Source organism: Streptomyces sp. NPDC002490 (assembly GCF_040296045.1).
In the GTDB taxonomy this organism is placed as follows: Bacteria; Actinomycetota; Actinomycetes; order Streptomycetales; family Streptomycetaceae; genus Streptomyces.
In genome coordinates, this window is record NZ_JBEOWM010000007.1 from 61,640 (window position 1) to 74,814 (window position 13,175).

Annotated in this window: 15 protein-coding genes and 7 tRNA genes; 13 read left to right on the forward strand and 9 right to left on the reverse strand. The window is 74.3% G+C overall.

All coding sequences use genetic code 11. From position 1 onward, the window contains the following. The first annotated feature begins 15 nt into the window (after positions 1-15). On the forward strand, positions 16-834 hold the full coding sequence (locus ABT092_RS06430; RefSeq protein WP_351240441.1) for a TrmH family RNA methyltransferase: 819 nt from the start codon (positions 16-18) through the stop codon (positions 832-834). Here the strand turns inward: ABT092_RS06430 and ABT092_RS06435 are convergent. Further along, positions 801-2,171, reverse strand: coding sequence for a serine/threonine protein kinase (locus tag ABT092_RS06435; protein ID WP_351240443.1), 1,371 nt, complete (start codon positions 2,169-2,171; stop codon positions 801-803). The two genes, ABT092_RS06430 and ABT092_RS06435, sit on opposite strands and share 34 nt — an antisense overlap. Before the next feature lie 622 nt (positions 2,172-2,793). On the opposite strand from ABT092_RS06435, the gene ABT092_RS06440 reads away from it, so the two are divergent. The 3 genes from ABT092_RS06440 (at position 2,794) to ABT092_RS06450 (ending at position 4,582) form a co-directional block, all read left to right on the forward strand. After that, positions 2,794-3,000 carry a hypothetical protein gene (locus ABT092_RS06440; RefSeq protein WP_351240445.1) on the forward strand — a complete coding sequence of 69 codons (207 nt, stop codon included), beginning with the start codon at positions 2,794-2,796 and terminating at the stop codon, positions 2,998-3,000. A gap of 213 nt (positions 3,001-3,213) precedes the next feature. Further along, the gene (locus tag ABT092_RS06445) at positions 3,214-4,176 is read left to right on the forward strand and encodes a phosphotransferase family protein (RefSeq protein ID WP_351240447.1); all 963 of its coding nucleotides are present in this window, start codon (positions 3,214-3,216) and stop codon (positions 4,174-4,176) included. Between the two features lie 112 nt (positions 4,177-4,288). Next, positions 4,289-4,582: a TFIIB-type zinc ribbon-containing protein gene (locus tag ABT092_RS06450; protein WP_351240449.1), complete on the forward strand. Its 294-nt coding sequence runs from the start codon at positions 4,289-4,291 to the stop codon at positions 4,580-4,582. Between the two features lie 92 nt (positions 4,583-4,674). Here ABT092_RS06450 and ABT092_RS06455 read toward each other — a convergent pair. The 5 genes from ABT092_RS06455 to ABT092_RS06475 all read right to left on the reverse strand — a co-directional run bounded on the left by ABT092_RS06455 (position 4,675) and on the right by ABT092_RS06475 (position 5,161). Further along, positions 4,675-4,746 (reverse strand) — tRNA-Val (locus ABT092_RS06455). Between the two features lie 65 nt (positions 4,747-4,811). Then, positions 4,812-4,883: transfer RNA gene (locus tag ABT092_RS06460), tRNA-Val, on the reverse strand. 23 nt (positions 4,884-4,906) lie between these two features. Then, positions 4,907-4,978, reverse strand: a tRNA-Val gene (locus ABT092_RS06465). Between the two features lies 1 nt (position 4,979). After that, positions 4,980-5,053 (reverse strand) — tRNA-Cys (locus ABT092_RS06470). A gap of 35 nt (positions 5,054-5,088) precedes the next feature. Then, positions 5,089-5,161 (reverse strand) — tRNA-Gly (locus tag ABT092_RS06475). Positions 5,162-5,305: 144 nt separating this feature from the next. On the opposite strand from ABT092_RS06475, the gene ABT092_RS06480 reads away from it, so the two are divergent. Genes ABT092_RS06480 through ABT092_RS06490 form a run of 3 tightly spaced genes read left to right on the forward strand, consistent with a single transcriptional unit; the run spans position 5,306 to position 8,068 of the window. Further along, positions 5,306-6,346, forward strand: a complete 1,041-nt coding sequence (locus tag ABT092_RS06480; protein ID WP_351240451.1) for a chorismate-binding protein — start codon at positions 5,306-5,308, stop codon at positions 6,344-6,346. A 12-nt stretch (positions 6,347-6,358) separates the two neighbouring features. Next, complete coding sequence (locus tag ABT092_RS06485; RefSeq protein ID WP_351240453.1) at positions 6,359-7,177, forward strand: aminotransferase class IV; 819 nt, start codon at positions 6,359-6,361, stop codon at positions 7,175-7,177. A 60-nt stretch (positions 7,178-7,237) separates the two neighbouring features. Next, positions 7,238-8,068 carry a GNAT family N-acetyltransferase gene (locus tag ABT092_RS06490; protein WP_351240455.1) on the forward strand — a complete coding sequence of 277 codons (831 nt, stop codon included), beginning with the start codon at positions 7,238-7,240 and terminating at the stop codon, positions 8,066-8,068. 26 nt (positions 8,069-8,094) lie between these two features. Here ABT092_RS06490 and ABT092_RS06495 read toward each other — a convergent pair whose 3' ends face one another. Further along, on the reverse strand, positions 8,095-8,613 hold the full coding sequence (locus ABT092_RS06495) for a DsbA family protein (RefSeq protein ID WP_351240457.1): 519 nt from the start codon (positions 8,611-8,613) through the stop codon (positions 8,095-8,097). Positions 8,614-8,777: 164 nt separating this feature from the next. Between ABT092_RS06495 and ABT092_RS06500 the strand changes: the two genes are divergently transcribed. Beyond that, positions 8,778-9,227 carry a hypothetical protein gene (locus ABT092_RS06500; RefSeq protein WP_351240459.1) on the forward strand — a complete coding sequence of 150 codons (450 nt, stop codon included), beginning with the start codon at positions 8,778-8,780 and terminating at the stop codon, positions 9,225-9,227. A 452-nt stretch (positions 9,228-9,679) separates the two neighbouring features. Beyond that, on the forward strand, positions 9,680-9,961 hold the full coding sequence (locus ABT092_RS06505; RefSeq protein WP_351240670.1) for a hypothetical protein: 282 nt from the start codon (positions 9,680-9,682) through the stop codon (positions 9,959-9,961). A 195-nt stretch (positions 9,962-10,156) separates the two neighbouring features. Here the strand turns inward: ABT092_RS06505 and ABT092_RS06510 are convergent, their stop codons facing one another. Beyond that, positions 10,157-10,570: an SsgA family sporulation/cell division regulator gene (locus ABT092_RS06510; protein WP_003959770.1), complete on the reverse strand. Its 414-nt coding sequence runs from the start codon at positions 10,568-10,570 to the stop codon at positions 10,157-10,159. 190 nt (positions 10,571-10,760) lie between these two features. On the opposite strand from ABT092_RS06510, the gene ABT092_RS06515 reads away from it, so the two are divergent. The 4 genes from ABT092_RS06515 to ABT092_RS06530 all read left to right on the forward strand — a co-directional run bounded on the left by ABT092_RS06515 (position 10,761) and on the right by ABT092_RS06530 (position 12,209). Next, the gene (locus tag ABT092_RS06515; RefSeq protein ID WP_351240461.1) at positions 10,761-11,204 is read left to right on the forward strand and encodes a TIGR02611 family protein; all 444 of its coding nucleotides are present in this window, start codon (positions 10,761-10,763) and stop codon (positions 11,202-11,204) included. Positions 11,205-11,294: 90 nt separating this feature from the next. Further along, positions 11,295-11,366 (forward strand) — tRNA-Val (locus ABT092_RS06520). 240 nt (positions 11,367-11,606) lie between these two features. Further along, positions 11,607-12,098 carry an SRPBCC family protein gene (locus ABT092_RS06525; protein ID WP_351240463.1) on the forward strand — a complete coding sequence of 164 codons (492 nt, stop codon included), beginning with the start codon at positions 11,607-11,609 and terminating at the stop codon, positions 12,096-12,098. A gap of 39 nt (positions 12,099-12,137) precedes the next feature. Beyond that, positions 12,138-12,209: transfer RNA gene (locus ABT092_RS06530), tRNA-Val, on the forward strand. A gap of 70 nt (positions 12,210-12,279) precedes the next feature. On the opposite strand, the gene ABT092_RS06535 is transcribed toward ABT092_RS06530, so the two are convergent. Further along, a complete protein-coding gene (locus ABT092_RS06535; RefSeq protein ID WP_351240465.1) occupies positions 12,280-13,005 on the reverse strand; it encodes a 3'-5' exonuclease in 726 nt (241 codons plus the stop codon). Between the last annotated feature and the right edge of the window lie 170 nt (positions 13,006-13,175).

A 13,175-nucleotide genomic window follows, 5' to 3' on the forward strand; every position in this document is an offset into this window, starting at 1 on the left:
AGGCGGCACCACCCCGTGGCCGAACTGATCACCGTCGAGGACGCCGACGACCCCCGTCTGCGCGACTACACCGCGCTCACCGACGTCGAGTTGCGCCGGCGCCGCGAACCCGCCGAGGGGCTCTTCATTGCCGAGGGCGAGAAGGTCATCCGCCGGGCGCTGGACGCCGGCTACGCGATGCGGTCGATGCTGCTGTCGTCCAAATGGGTCGATGCCATGCGGGACGTGATCGACGAACTCCCCGCACCCGTCTACGCGGTCACCCCCGAACTGGCCGAGCGGGTCACCGGCTACCACGTCCACCGCGGCGCGCTCGCCTCGATGGCCCGCGCCCCGCTGCCGAGCGCGGGGCACCTGCTGTCCACCGCCCGCCGGGTGGTGGTCATGGAGTCCGTGAACGACCACACCAACATCGGTGCGATCTTCCGCTCCGCCGCTGCCCTGGGCATGGACGCCGTGCTGCTCTCCCCGGACTGCGCCGACCCGCTGTACCGCCGCTCGGTGAAGGTCTCGATGGGCGCCGTGTTCTCCGTGCCCTACGCCCGGCTGGAGCCGTGGCCGCACGCCCTGGAGACCGTCCGCGAAGCCGGCTTCGACCTGCTCGCGCTGACCCCCGACGCCACGGCCGTCACCCTGGACACGGCGGCCCCGCACCGCAGGGAGCGGGTGGCCCTGATGCTGGGCGCGGAAGGGACCGGACTGTCCCCCCGGGCGCTGCGCGCCGCCGACGAGCGGGTGCGCATCCCGATGGCCCACGGAGTGGACTCGCTCAACGTCGGCGCCGCGGCGGCCGTCGCCTTCTACGCGGTGACCTCGGGGCGCCCCGTCGACTGAGCCGGGTCCGACGGGGCGGCGGCCGTCGCCCCCGCCGGGGGCCGACCCTCCCCGGCGCCCCGGGAGGGGCCCTGGCAGCCCTGGGCGGCAGCGATGCCCAAGGCCACCAGCAGGGTCACGACCACGAACACGATCAGCCGCTGCCGCAACAACCGGGGGTTCGCCGGGCGACGCCCGGTCCCGGTCGGCCGCGGACGGGGCTGCCCCTTCCGGGGCAGCGGGCGGGTGCCGGACCGGGCGGGCCGGCCGCCGCGCGAACCGCCGGTCGCCCGGGAGTCCCGACCACCGCTGCGGCCCGTCCCGGAGGACTGCCCGCCGCGCGTCGGACCGACCGCACCGGAGCGCTGGGCGGAACCGGAACCGCGCGACGGCCGCGCGGAGGAGGACCGGGGCGGGGGAGTGCCCGGGGAACGCCGCTGGGTGCGCTGTGCCGCGTACTCCGCCGCGAGCCGCCCGGAGGGCCGGTCCGGCTCCCCGCGCGGGACGGGGGGACGCGGGTCGGTCAACCCCTGGGCCTCGCGCGCCGCGATCTCCTTGAGCCGCAGCGAGAGTTGGAGGGTGCTGGGCCGCTCCTCCGGGTCCTTCGCCAGACAGGCCCGCACCAGCGGAGCCAGGGCGTCGGGCACCCCGTGCAGCTGCGGTTCCTCGTGCACCACGCGGTACAGCATCACCTCCGAACTGCCGTGCCCGAAGGGGGAGTCGGAGGTGGCGGCGTAGGCGAGCGTGGCGCCGAGCGCGAACACGTCGGTGGCCGGGGTGACCGCGACTCCCCGCACCTGTTCCGGCGCCAGGAACCCGGGGGAGCCGACCGCGGTGCCCACATGGGTCAGGGTGCTCGCGCCGGTCGCCCAGGCGATGCCGAAGTCGATGATCCGCGGGCCCTTGGGGGAGAGCAGGATGTTGGACGGCTTCAGGTCCCGGTGCACCACACCGGCCTCGTGGACCGCGACGAGCCCCTCGGAGAGCGCGGCCCCCACCGCTGCGACGTCGGCCGCGGGGAGCGGGCCGCCGTCGGCGACCCGGTCGTGCAGGGAGGGACCGGGGACGTACTGGGTGGCGAACCAGGGACGGTCGGCCTCCAGGTCGGCGGCGACCAACCGGGCGGTGCAGCCCCCGCGGATGCGGCGGGCCGCCGACACCTCACGGGCGAACCGCTGACGGAACTCCTGGTCCTCGGCGAGGTCCGGCCGGATGACCTTCAGCGCGACCCGTTGGCCGCGGCGGTCGGACCCCAGGTAGACGACGCCCATGCCGCCGGCCCCGAGCCGTCGGTGCAGCCTGAACGAGCCGACCACGCGCGGGTCCTCACGCCTCAGGCGCATCATCGCCATGTTCATCCCCGCTGCCCGGTCCGGTTGACGAGCACAGCTTACGTACACCGGGCCCGGAGCGCGCAGAGGCCGCGCCCTCCCGATCCGATCGGTTGACGGCGCCGCGCAGGCGTGGTGAGGGGCGGTCAGGGACCGCCGCTTTCCGGCGGATTCCGGCTACGGGCGGGGCCAACCGCGCGGATCGCCAAGGGGATTGGCGCGAGGGCGGAGGGACGCTTCCCGGCTGCCGCGGCAGGGGTCCGCACCCGGCACCGGCGGCCCGGACGCCTCGGGGGAGCGGCCCGGTCCACCGGCACGCGGGCCGGTGCCGATCACGGGGAAGTGAGCGAAGTCACCCCGGCCCGGTACCGGCACGGCACCGGGCCCGTGGTTCCCCGTCCCTTCGGGGAAGACCCCGAGACCGGGGGCGCCGTCTCCACCCAGGGGAGTACGCGTCCGGGGCGCGGTCATCCTTGCGGAGGCCAGGAACCGGTACGAGGGCATGACGCCCCCGAGGGAACCCGCGCCATAGATTGGTCGTCAAGCGGCGGGTGCGGTACTCGTCCCCCGAGGTCAAGCGCCCGCCGCGGCCACAGACGGTGGCGCGGGAGCACCCGGCCCGCACACGAACCGATCCAGGAGAGGGACCATGGCGGACACGGCCACCCGGACGATGATCCGTGCACGAGGACGCCGGCTGTACGCGGCGTTCGACGGCGGCCGGTCCGGTCGGCGCCACCCCCTGGTGGCCACGGCCATGGTGCTCCCCCTGGCGGCCCTGCTCGTAGTCGTCTTCGGCGGCTGGGAGGCGGTGGTCACCCAAGCGTCGTCCGTGGTCGAGGTGCTGGGGCGCTGAGCGGCGCCCCGGGCCCGGAAGAGCGGTCCGGGCGGGGACATCCGACCATGAAACCCCGTGGGGACGGGGGTGCGACGGACGGCACAAGGCCCGCGCAACCTGGGGAGGTTGCGCGGGCACTTTGCCGTGTCCGGGCCCCGGGCCCGAGCTCGTAGGCTGGGCGGGAACGGTCGTCCCGGCCGTTTTACGACGGACGGAAGGGGCGGGGCGTCGATGAGCGGTGCGGTGGTGCGGGGGCTGCGCGTCAGGGCCCGGACGGCCGTGCACCGTCCGGACGGCCCCTGCGCCTGCGTGGAGGCGGGGCGGGTGCTCGCCGAGCGGGACGACGGCGTCGTCGTCCGGCACGGGGCGGTGGTCGCCAAGGCGCACGCCCGGGAGACGGACCCCGACGGCCTGGCCGCCCGGCTCGCGGTGGCGGCCCATCCGCTGCTCGCCGACGTCCTGCTGCCTCCGCTGGGCCGCGCCCGGGCCGCCCTGCCGGACGGCCGCCCGGTCAGCCTCTGGCCGTACGGCACCCCCGTCGACCCGCAGGCCCCCGACCGCGCTCCCTGGGCGGAGGCCGGGGAGCTGCTGGCCCGGCTGCACCGCGTCGACGTGGCGCGGCTGCCCGGGCCGCTGCCGCCGATGCGGGGGCCGGCGAAGGCCGCCCGGGCGGTCCGGCGGATGCGCTCCGCGGTGCCGTCCACCCCGGCGGCCCGGGCCTCGGCACCGGCCGCCGCGGCGGTGGAGCGGGCCTGGCTGACCCTGCCCCGCTGGGCGCGCGACGAGACGCCCGCCCCGCGCACGGACACCCTCTGCCACGGAGACCTCCACCTCGGCCAGTTGGTCCGGGCCCCCGCGCCGGACGGCCCGTGGCGGCTGATCGACGTGGACGACCTCGGGGTCGGTCCGGCGGTCTGGGACCTGGCCCGCCCGGCCGCCTGGTACGCCTGCGGCCTCCTCGGTCCCGCCGAGTGGGACCGCTTCCTGGGCGCGTACCGGGCGGCGGGCGGCCCGGCCGTCCCGGCGACGGGCGACCCCTGGCCCGCGCTGGACCCGGCCGCGCGGGCGCTGACCGTGCAGACGGCCGCCCTCGCCGTCGCGCGCGCCCGGCGCGAGGGCCGGGGCCCGGACCCCGACGAGTGGGCGGTGATCACGGCCTGTGACCGGATGGGCGTTCCGTCCGCCGTCGAATGAGGTGCCGATCGGGGGAGTTGGCGGGGACGGAAGCGAAGTAAGGTGCAGGGGAACGGAAGCCGGGCAGCGGTCCGGTGAAGCGGTAGTGAACGACGAGGAGTTGAACCCGCCCATGCAGTGTCCGAAATGCCATGCGGTCATGAGCACGTACAACCGGAACGGCGTCCAGATCGAGCAGTGCTCCGGCTGCCGCGGGATATTCCTGGACTACGGCGAGCTGGAGGCGCTGACCCGGTTGGAGTCCCAGTGGACGCAGCCCGCGCCGCCCCCGCCCGCCCCGCAGGGCTACCCCGCCGCCCCGCCCGCGCCCGCCTGGGGCGCCCCGCACGGCGGCCACGGCCAGCACGGCCACCACGGTCACGGCCACCGGAACCGCGGCTTCGGCCGGATGCTGTTCTCCTCGTGAGCGCATGCGCCGCCCCGCCACCGGGGTCGGCGCAGACCGTTCGGGAACGACCCAGCCCCCGGCGTCGAGGACGACCGGGGGCTGGGGTGCGGTGCGCGATACTGGGATTGAACCAGTGACCTCTTCCGTGTCAGGGAAGCGCTCTCCCGCTGAGCTAATCGCGCGGGACGTTCCGGCAGACTACCAGGGCACTCCCTCGCGGGTCGCCCGGATCCACCGGGGTGCTGCGTGCGCGATACTGGGATTGAACCAGTGACCTCTTCCGTGTCAGGGAAGCGCTCTCCCGCTGAGCTAATCGCGCGGGTACCCGATGATCGGGTCCAGTGGACGATACTGGGATTGAACCAGTGACCTCTTCCGTGTCAGGGAAGCGCTCTCCCGCTGAGCTAATCGTCCATGGAGGTGGAGACGGGATTTGAACCCGTGTAGACGGCTTTGCAGGCCGTTGCCTCGCCTCTCGGCCACTCCACCAGGGCGCGGGGTGCTCCGGGAACTCCCCGCTCCTGAGCGGACGACGAGGCTCGAACTCGCGACCTCAACCTTGGCAAGGTTGCGCTCTACCAACTGAGCTACGTCCGCCTGTCGTTTCGGTCCGCTTGCGCGTCCCGGCGACGTGTTGAACTCTAGCGGATTCCCGGGGAACCTCAAAAACGCGTTTACGCAGCGTGCTGGACCGCGCCGTGCCGGGGCGCCGAGCACGGTCCCCCGCCTAGACTCGCAGCCGTGCGCACCCTTCCTCCCCTGGCCCGCTTCGGTGGCCTCCTCGCCACCGGCCTGCGCGACGTGACCAGCGACGTCGCCGCGCTGGACGGCAGCGGCTTCTGGGCCGTGTGCGCCGACTTCGAGGGGCGCACGGTGTGCGCGCGCTTCGCCGAGGTTCGACCGGCGCCGGTTCCCGCGCCGGTCCCCGGCGCCTGGCGGGGCCCCGCCCCCGGCGACTGGCTGTCCTCACTCGACCGCGCCGCGTACACCCGGGGCGTGCGCCGGATACGCGAGCGCATAGCCGCGGGCGAGGTGTACCAGGCGAACCTGTGCCGGGTGCTGTCCGCCCCGATCGCTCCCGGCGCCGTCGCCGACGTCGACGCCCTGACCGCGCTGCTCGCCCGGGGCAACCCCGCCCCGTACGCCGGAACGATCCGGCTCCCCGAGCACGGGGTGGAGGTCGCCACCGCCTCGCCCGAGCTCTTCCTGCGTCGACACGGCCGCACCGTCGAGTCCGGACCGATCAAGGGCACCGGGCGCACCGAGGCCGACCTGCTGGAGAAGGACTTCGCCGAGAACGTGATGATCGTCGACCTGGTCCGCAACGACCTCGGCCGGGTCTGCACCATCGGCTCGGTCACCGTCCCGGACCTGTGCGCCGTGGAGAAGCACCCCGGGCTCGTCCACCTCGTCTCCACCGTGCGCGGTGAACTGCTGCCCGACGCGGGCTGGGGCGACCTGCTCGCCGCCGCCTTCCCCCCCGGTTCCGTCACCGGGGCGCCCAAGTCCAGCGCGCTGCGGATCATCGAGGCGCTGGAGACCGCGCCGCGCGGCCCCTACTGCGGCGGCATCGGCTGGGTCGACGCCGACCGGGGCACCGGCGAACTGGCCGTGGGCATCCGCACCTTCTGGCTCGACCGCGCCGCCGGCCTGCTGCGCTTCGGCACCGGCGCGGGCATCACCTGGGGCTCGGACCCCGAACGCGAGTGGCACGAGACCGAACTGAAGGCCGCCCGGCTGCTCGCCGTGGCCTCGGGCGACCCCGTCGCCACCGAACCGTAGAGAGGGCTCCACGTGAAACTCTGGCTCGACGGCGGACTGCGCGACGCCGCCTCCGCGCAGGTCTCCGTCTTCGACCACGGGCTGACGGTCGGCGACGGGATCTTCGAGACCATGAAGACCGTCGACGGGCGGGCCTTCGCCCTCACCCGCCACCTGGACCGCCTCGCCCGCTCCGCCCGCGGCCTCGCCCTGCCCGAGCCCGACCTCGACGAGGTGCGCCGGGCCTGCCGGGCGGTCCTGGAGGCCAACCCGACGGCGCGCGGTCGGCTGCGGGTCACCTACACCGGAGGCGTCTGCCCGCTCGGCTCCGACCGGGGGGAGAACCCGCCGACCCTCGTCGTCGCGCTGGGGCCCGTCCCGCCGCCCGCCCCCACCACGGCGGTCGTCACCGTGCCCTGGACCCGCAACGAGCGCGGAGCCCTGGCCGGCTTGAAGACCACCTCGTACGCGGAGAACGTGGTCGCCCTGGCCCGGGCCCGGGAACGGGGCGCCACCGAGGCGCTGTTCGCCAACACGGCGGGGTCGCTGTGCGAGGGCACCGGATCCAACGTCTTCGTCGTCCTCGACGGGGAGGTCCACACCCCGCCGATCGCCTCCGGCTGCCTCGCCGGCGTCACCCGGGCCCTCGCCGTCGAGTGGACCGGTGCCCGGGAGACCGATCTGCCGTTGGACGTCCTCGACCGCGCCGAGGAGATCTTCCTCACCTCGACCCTGCGGGACGTCCAGGCCGTCCACCGGGTCGACGACCGCGAACTGCCGGCGCCCGGACCCGTCACCGCCAAGGCGGTGCGGATCTTCGCCGAGCGGTCCGCGGCCGATCTGGATCCCTGAGCGCCCGGTGCGGCCGAAATCCGGATGACTGCGGCGGGGCCGGTGGGTAGACATCAGGGGGTGACCACCACCCTGCGGCCGGTCGGGCCGCTCCAGCAGCAGGCCGACGGGGGGCGTTCCCGCACCTTCCGGATCTGCGTCAACAGCCGCCCCGTCGGCGAGATCCACCTCGCCACCCACGAGGGCTTCGGCCCCCGGGTCGCCCAGGTGCGCGCACTGCGCGTCGACGAGCCGGAGCGGGGCCGGGGCCGGGGCACGGTGGCCGCCCTCGCCGCCGAGGAGGTCGCCCGGGGGTGGGACTGCCAGCAGCTCCAGGCGTCCGTCCCCGCGGACGCCGCGGTGGCGCTCCGCCTCGCCCAGGCCCTCGGCTACACCGAGCGCAGCCGGCACCTGACCAAGCGGCTGGACGTCGTCCCCGCGCCGCCGCCCGGTTCGACCGCGCGGCCGATGGAACCGGCCGAGTACGGTCCCTGGCGGGAGGCGGCCGGCGCCGCCTACCTCGCCGAGTGGACGGAGCGGGGCGTGCCGGAGCCCCAGGCGCGGGCCAAGGTCGCCCACGACTGGGCACGGCTGCTGCCCGAGGGGCCGGCCACCCCCGGCGCGGCGTTCGGCGTCCTGGAGCACGACGGCACCACGGTCGGCACGATCTGGGTGACCACCTCGGCGCCGTCCGACGACGGGGCCTTCGTCCTCGATGTCGAGGTCGCACCGGAACGTCGGGGCGAGGGCCACGGCCGGACCCTGATGCGGCACGCCGAACGGATCGCCCTCGACGCCGGCCACACCAGGCTCGGCCTCAACGTCTTCGCGGGCAACACCCCGGCACTGCGGCTGTACGAGTCCCTGGGGTACGAGCCGGTCGCCCACCACCTGTACAAGCCGCTGGTGTGAGCGGGCGGCCCGGCACCGCCGGCGGTTCAGCCGGCGAGCAGCCCGTCCACGATCCGCTCGATGCGTTCCCGCAACCCCTCCTGGCTCTGGCCCCCGTCGAGGCGCTGGCCGTCGACGACGTAGGTGGGGGTGCCCGTCACCCCGATCGCCTTGCCCTCGGCCTGGTCGGCGTCGACGGTCAGGATGTGCCGCCCGTCGACGAGTGCGGTGTCGAACTCCTCCGTGTCGAGGCCGAGTTCCGCGGCGACCGCGAGGAGCAGCGCCTCGCCCCGCCGGTCCAGCTCCGCGGTCCGTGCGAGGACGGCCTCGACGTACGGCCATCCCCGTCCCTGCGCGGCGGCCTCCTCCGCGGCCTGGGCCGCGGCGAAGGCGTGCGGGTGCTTGGGGAGCGGGAAGTGGCGCAGCCGCACCTCCAGCCGGTCGCCGTAGCGGGCGCGCAGCGCGCGGACGTCGTCCAGCGCGGTGTGGCAGTCGGGGCACTGGAGTTCGCACCACACGTCGAGCAGGACGGGGCGGGGCGCGGACGGGGCGGTCGAGTCACTCATGGGGTCAGTCTCGCAGCTCAGCCCGGGCGGCCCGGGCCGGGACCTGGGGAGGAGGCGGGACCCGGAGTTCTCCCTGAGAGGTGGGGTCGGGTCGTGGCCCCGGGGCCGCGACCCGGTGCAGGATGGACGGGGGGAACCGTTCCACAGATCAACTGGAGGTCGGAATGATTGCCGAGACCGTGTGTTCCGCCGTGGCCGTGGCGGGCCTGGGCATCGCGGCGGTCACCGCCTACCGCAAGCGCTTCCTCGCGGCGGCCCGCACCGCCGCGTACGCACTGGTGCCGCTCGGCCTGGTCATGACCGGAGCCGTCCAGTGGATCTCGGACCTCGTGTTCAGCCCGGCCAAGTGGGCCGGGTTCGGCGTGCTCGGGGTGGCGTGGGCGCTGTTCATGACCACCCGGCTCGTGGAGCGCCGCCGGGGCGGGGACAAGGGAGCCGAGGCCCGGCCGGCGGCCGGTGGTGGCGCCGGGCGGGACGCGGTGGCGCCGGGTGCCGCCACGCCTGCGACCGGGCGGCCCTCCCTCACCTCCCGGAAGAAGAAGTCCGCACCGGCGGCGGGCGGTGGCGACGACTTCAGCGACATCGAGGCCATCCTCAAGAAGCACGGCATCTGAGCCATCTCCCGACATTCACCAGAACCGCCGAACACGCCTCCTGCACAGGTCACCGTCCCATTACCAGGCCGTCTCAAGATGTGACACAGAATCCGGTGAACTCCCGTCCAATACGGGCGTGTTGACCGCGCCACAGCTCGGCGATGGGTCATCATCTGCGGGAGATGCTCGACACCACGCACCACGGTGCCGCCCGTTCCGACCCGCCCGTCGCACGCACGACGGACGGGGCCGGCCAGGCCCCCCTGGACAACGGCGCCACCAGGAAACACCCAACTCCCCCCGTCCATGCGATGCGCGCCGCCGCCCACCGGGCGCGGAACCGGCGCGCCCACGCCCCGGGGCGCGCCGCCAGCGCGGCCTCCCCGGGCAGCGCGCCGCCGACCCCGCCCGGGGTCCGGCGTGTCCATGCCCGCCCGGCGCCCCGGAGCGAACCCGCTCGGTCACCCCGGGTGACCGATCCCCCGAAGTCGTCGTCCGCCCCGGCCGGGGCCGCGGCGACCGCTTCCGCACCAGGGGTCACACAGGCCCCAGCGGGCCCTCAGACCCCCGGGGCCGACCCGGTCGGGGGTCAGTCCCGCACCGCGGCCGGGGCGGCGCCACAGGGCCCCGCACCGGAGGCCCGGGGGTGTCTGTTCGCCCTCTCCCAACCCCCACTCATGATCTTCCTCACGGTGATCGGCACCCTGCTGATGATGGGGGCGGTCCACGACCTGTTCCTGCTGGGCCGCTGACCGCCTCCGGGGCGGTGCCCCCGTCGCACCCCGCACGCGGACGGCGTCACCGCGCGTTACGCAAGCGCGGTGACGCCGTCCGTGCGGATCCACCCGGCACTGCCGGGCCCGCGCCGTCTCCCCGAGTCGGACGGCGGCGGGCTCGTTCGGGTGGCTCCGTCCTGCGCTCCCTCGTGTCGTGTCGGTCCGGAGGTCCTAGCTCTCGGCCAGGATGTGGGACAGCTCGGTGTCGAGATCGAAGTGCCGGTGCTCCGTACCCGGGGGTACGGCGGCGTCCGTCCGCTTGAGGAACGATTCCAGCGCCCGCGCCGGGGCTTCGAGCAGGGCCTCGCCCTCGGGGGAGCTCAGAGCGATGCAGACCACGCCCTGACCGTGGCTCCGGGACGGCCAGACACGGACGTCTCCGGTGCCGGTGGGCCGGTGCAGGCCCTCGGCGAGGAGGTCGCGGGCGAAAACCCACTCGACGGTCTCCTCGGCTCCGGTGTGAAAGGTGGCGTGCACGGCGTAGGGATCGGCCGTGTCATACCGCAGTCCCGCGGGAACAGGCAGTGAGGACTCGCTCGACACAACGAGGCGCAGGTGCAGCTCGCAGCTGACCGTGGTGTTCATAAGCGCCATGGCCTTTCGCTCAGTGTGCGCTCGGGGATTCGCACGTCGGCGAAATCGACATGCCACCTACGGTGCCGTTGTAAACCCCTCTGAGCGTTTTGCGTGTCTTTAGGTACCCCGTACGGCGGAGTCATTGTTGGTACCACGGGACCATTCCGGTGACCAGAATCCTTCAGGTACGTTTGTCCACATGAATACGGGGAGTGACGAAATGGGGAAGGCGGCCTTGGCGATCGACGAAGCAGACGACGAGCAGCCGGAGCGCCCGCTGGGTTCGCGGGCTCCGGAGTACATCCAGCGGCGCAGAGTGCTGCACCTGAGCTGGCAGGTCGGCGTGTTCGTGGTGGGCCTCGCCGTGGTCGGCGCGGGCGTCGCGATGCTGGTGCTGCCCGGCCCCGGGTGGTTGGTGATCTTCGCCGGCATGGCGATCTGGGGGACCGAGTTCGTCTGGGCGCAACTGGTGCTCCGCTGGACGAAACGCAAGGTCACCGAGGCGGCACAGCGTGCCCTCGATCCCAAGGTGCGACGCCGGAACATGATCCTCACGGCGCTGGGTCTGACCATCGTGGGTGTCTTGTCGGCCGTCTATCTGTGGCAGTACGGGCTGACCCTGCCGTGGAAGGTCGGCGAGTGAGGCGGCCGGCGCGTCAACGGGCCGCCGCGACGGCCCGGCGGGCGGTGGTCGGGGCACCAGCTGACATGGGGTAATGTTCTCCGTGTGCCCGGGCGATTAGCTCAGTGGGAGAGCGCTTCGTTCACACCGAAGAGGTCACTGGTTCGAACCCAGTATCGCCCACCCCGGACCGTGACCCGGAGGCCCAAAGCCTCCGGGTCACGGGCTTTTTGGCGTGTTTCTTCCCCGGCGGCGGCCCCCGCTGAATTCGGCGTTCACGTTTTCGGTGAATTCCCTTCGGGAACTCCGTGCGTTCGCCGGGATTCTGACCGGAGATCAGTTCGCCCCCGCCCCGCGGCCCGTGGCCCCGACGGCGCCGCGCGTCCGCCGCGGAAGGGGCCACCCGGCGGGCACACTGCCTCCATGGACTGGTGCCGTTACCGCTTCCACAGCCGTTGGGACCTGCCCGGGCCGCCCGCGGCGGTCCTCGCCGTCCTGCGACGGGCCGAGGAGTACCCCCGCTGGTGGCGCCAGGTCCGCGCGGTGGTTCCCGCTCCCGACGGGCGCACCGGTGAGGCGCGGTTCCGCTCCCTCCTCCCCTACACCCTGACCGTCACCGTGTCCCGGGCCCCCGGCCAGCAGGCCCCCGGGGTCCTGGAGGTCGACCTGGGGGGTGACCTGGAGGGCTGGGCCCGGTGGACCCTGGTGGCCCGGGGGGCCGGCACCCGGGTGCTGTTCGACCAGGTGGTCGACGTGCGGCGGCCCGCGATGCGCCGGCTGGCGGTGCCGGGGCGCCCCTTCTTCCGGCTGAACCACCGCTGGATGATGCGCGGCGGACGGCGCGGCCTCCGCGCCCTGCTGGCCGCCGAGCGGGGTCCGGGGCGCCGGTCCGGGGGCGAGCGCGGAACGGTTTGAACGAACCGACCGGGGACCTGTATGGTTCAGTCCGTTCCCGGGCGATTAGCTCAGTGGGAGAGCGCTTCGTTCACACCGAAGAGGTCACTGGTTCGAACCCAGTATCGCCCACCCGGAGAGGACCGGTCCGCCGTTCGGCGGGCCGGTCCTCCGCGTTGCCCGCAGGTTCGGGCCGGTGGCGTCACACCGCGGTCGGGAGCTCCGGACGCAGTGGCCAGGCCGGGTCCACCGCCTCCTCGGTCCCCGTGCGGGCGTACCAGGTGTGGAGGCCGCGGGCCTGCGCGGCGTGCCAGACCGCTTGCAGCGTGTGCAGCTCGGCCGGGGTGAGCCGGTCGAGGCGGGACGCGAACCGCCGGCCCAGTGCGCGCACCACCTCCAGTGCGGCCAGCGCGTCCGTCGCCGCCTCGTGCGCCGGGACCGGTTCCACGTCGTAGTGGGCGCAGAGGTCGGTCAGGGTCCGGTCGCCCTTGCGGTAGCGGTCGAAGTGCCGGTCCAACACCCAGGGGTCGAGGACCCGCAGGGGGGCGGTCTCCAGGTACTGCCCGAGCGGGGTCGCCCGGTGCCGCCGCACCTCGCGGTCCAACAGCGTCAGGTCGAACGGCGCGTTCATCACCACCACCGGACGGCCTGCCGCCCCCTGCTCGCCGAGGGCCCGGGCGATCTCCTCCACCACGGGCGAGGGCCAGCGCCCGGTCAGCGCCACCTGCTCGTCCGTCAGGCCGTGCACCGCCGTCGCCCGGGCGGGTATCGGCACCCCCGGGTTCACCAGCCAGCGGGTCACCCGGGGGCGTCCGCCGGGCGCGTCCTGGCAGACCACGGCGGCCGAGACGATCCGGTCGGACTCGACGTCCGGACCGGTGGTCTCGATGCCGAAGGCGGTCAGCGGGCCTTCGTACCAGAGCATCATGTCACCCAACTCCTCCGTCGCCCCCGGCAGTTGAACTCGCCCTGCTTGCCCGGGTGATACCCGGGCGGGCCGGGAGCACACCCGGGCTCGGCAAGGTCCGCCGCGGATACGGAAGTTCGACGACGGACCGGGACCACCGGGGGCGCAGCGGACGCGCCCCGGCGCGCCCC

What these genes read in the sequence shown, in the direction of transcription:
- ABT092_RS06515 (WP_351240461.1), top strand. Translation starts at nt 10,761, where the DNA reads ATGAATACGGGGAGTGACGAAATGGGGAAGGCGGCCTTGGCGATCGAC.
- ABT092_RS06440 (WP_351240445.1), top strand. Translation starts at nt 2,794, where the DNA reads ATGGCGGACACGGCCACCCGGACGATGATCCGTGCACGAGGACGCCGG.
- ABT092_RS06450 (WP_351240449.1), top strand. Translation starts at nt 4,289, where the DNA reads ATGCAGTGTCCGAAATGCCATGCGGTCATGAGCACGTACAACCGGAAC.
- ABT092_RS06510 (WP_003959770.1), bottom strand. Translation starts at nt 10,570, where the DNA reads ATGAACACCACGGTCAGCTGCGAGCTGCACCTGCGCCTCGTTGTGTCG.
- ABT092_RS06445 (WP_351240447.1), top strand. Translation starts at nt 3,214, where the DNA reads ATGAGCGGTGCGGTGGTGCGGGGGCTGCGCGTCAGGGCCCGGACGGCC.
- ABT092_RS06525 (WP_351240463.1), top strand. Translation starts at nt 11,607, where the DNA reads ATGGACTGGTGCCGTTACCGCTTCCACAGCCGTTGGGACCTGCCCGGG.
- ABT092_RS06535 (WP_351240465.1), bottom strand. Translation starts at nt 13,005, where the DNA reads ATGATGCTCTGGTACGAAGGCCCGCTGACCGCCTTCGGCATCGAGACC.
- ABT092_RS06495 (WP_351240457.1), bottom strand. Translation starts at nt 8,613, where the DNA reads ATGAGTGACTCGACCGCCCCGTCCGCGCCCCGCCCCGTCCTGCTCGAC.
- ABT092_RS06500 (WP_351240459.1), top strand. Translation starts at nt 8,778, where the DNA reads ATGATTGCCGAGACCGTGTGTTCCGCCGTGGCCGTGGCGGGCCTGGGC.
- ABT092_RS06435 (WP_351240443.1), bottom strand. Translation starts at nt 2,171, where the DNA reads ATGAACATGGCGATGATGCGCCTGAGGCGTGAGGACCCGCGCGTGGTC.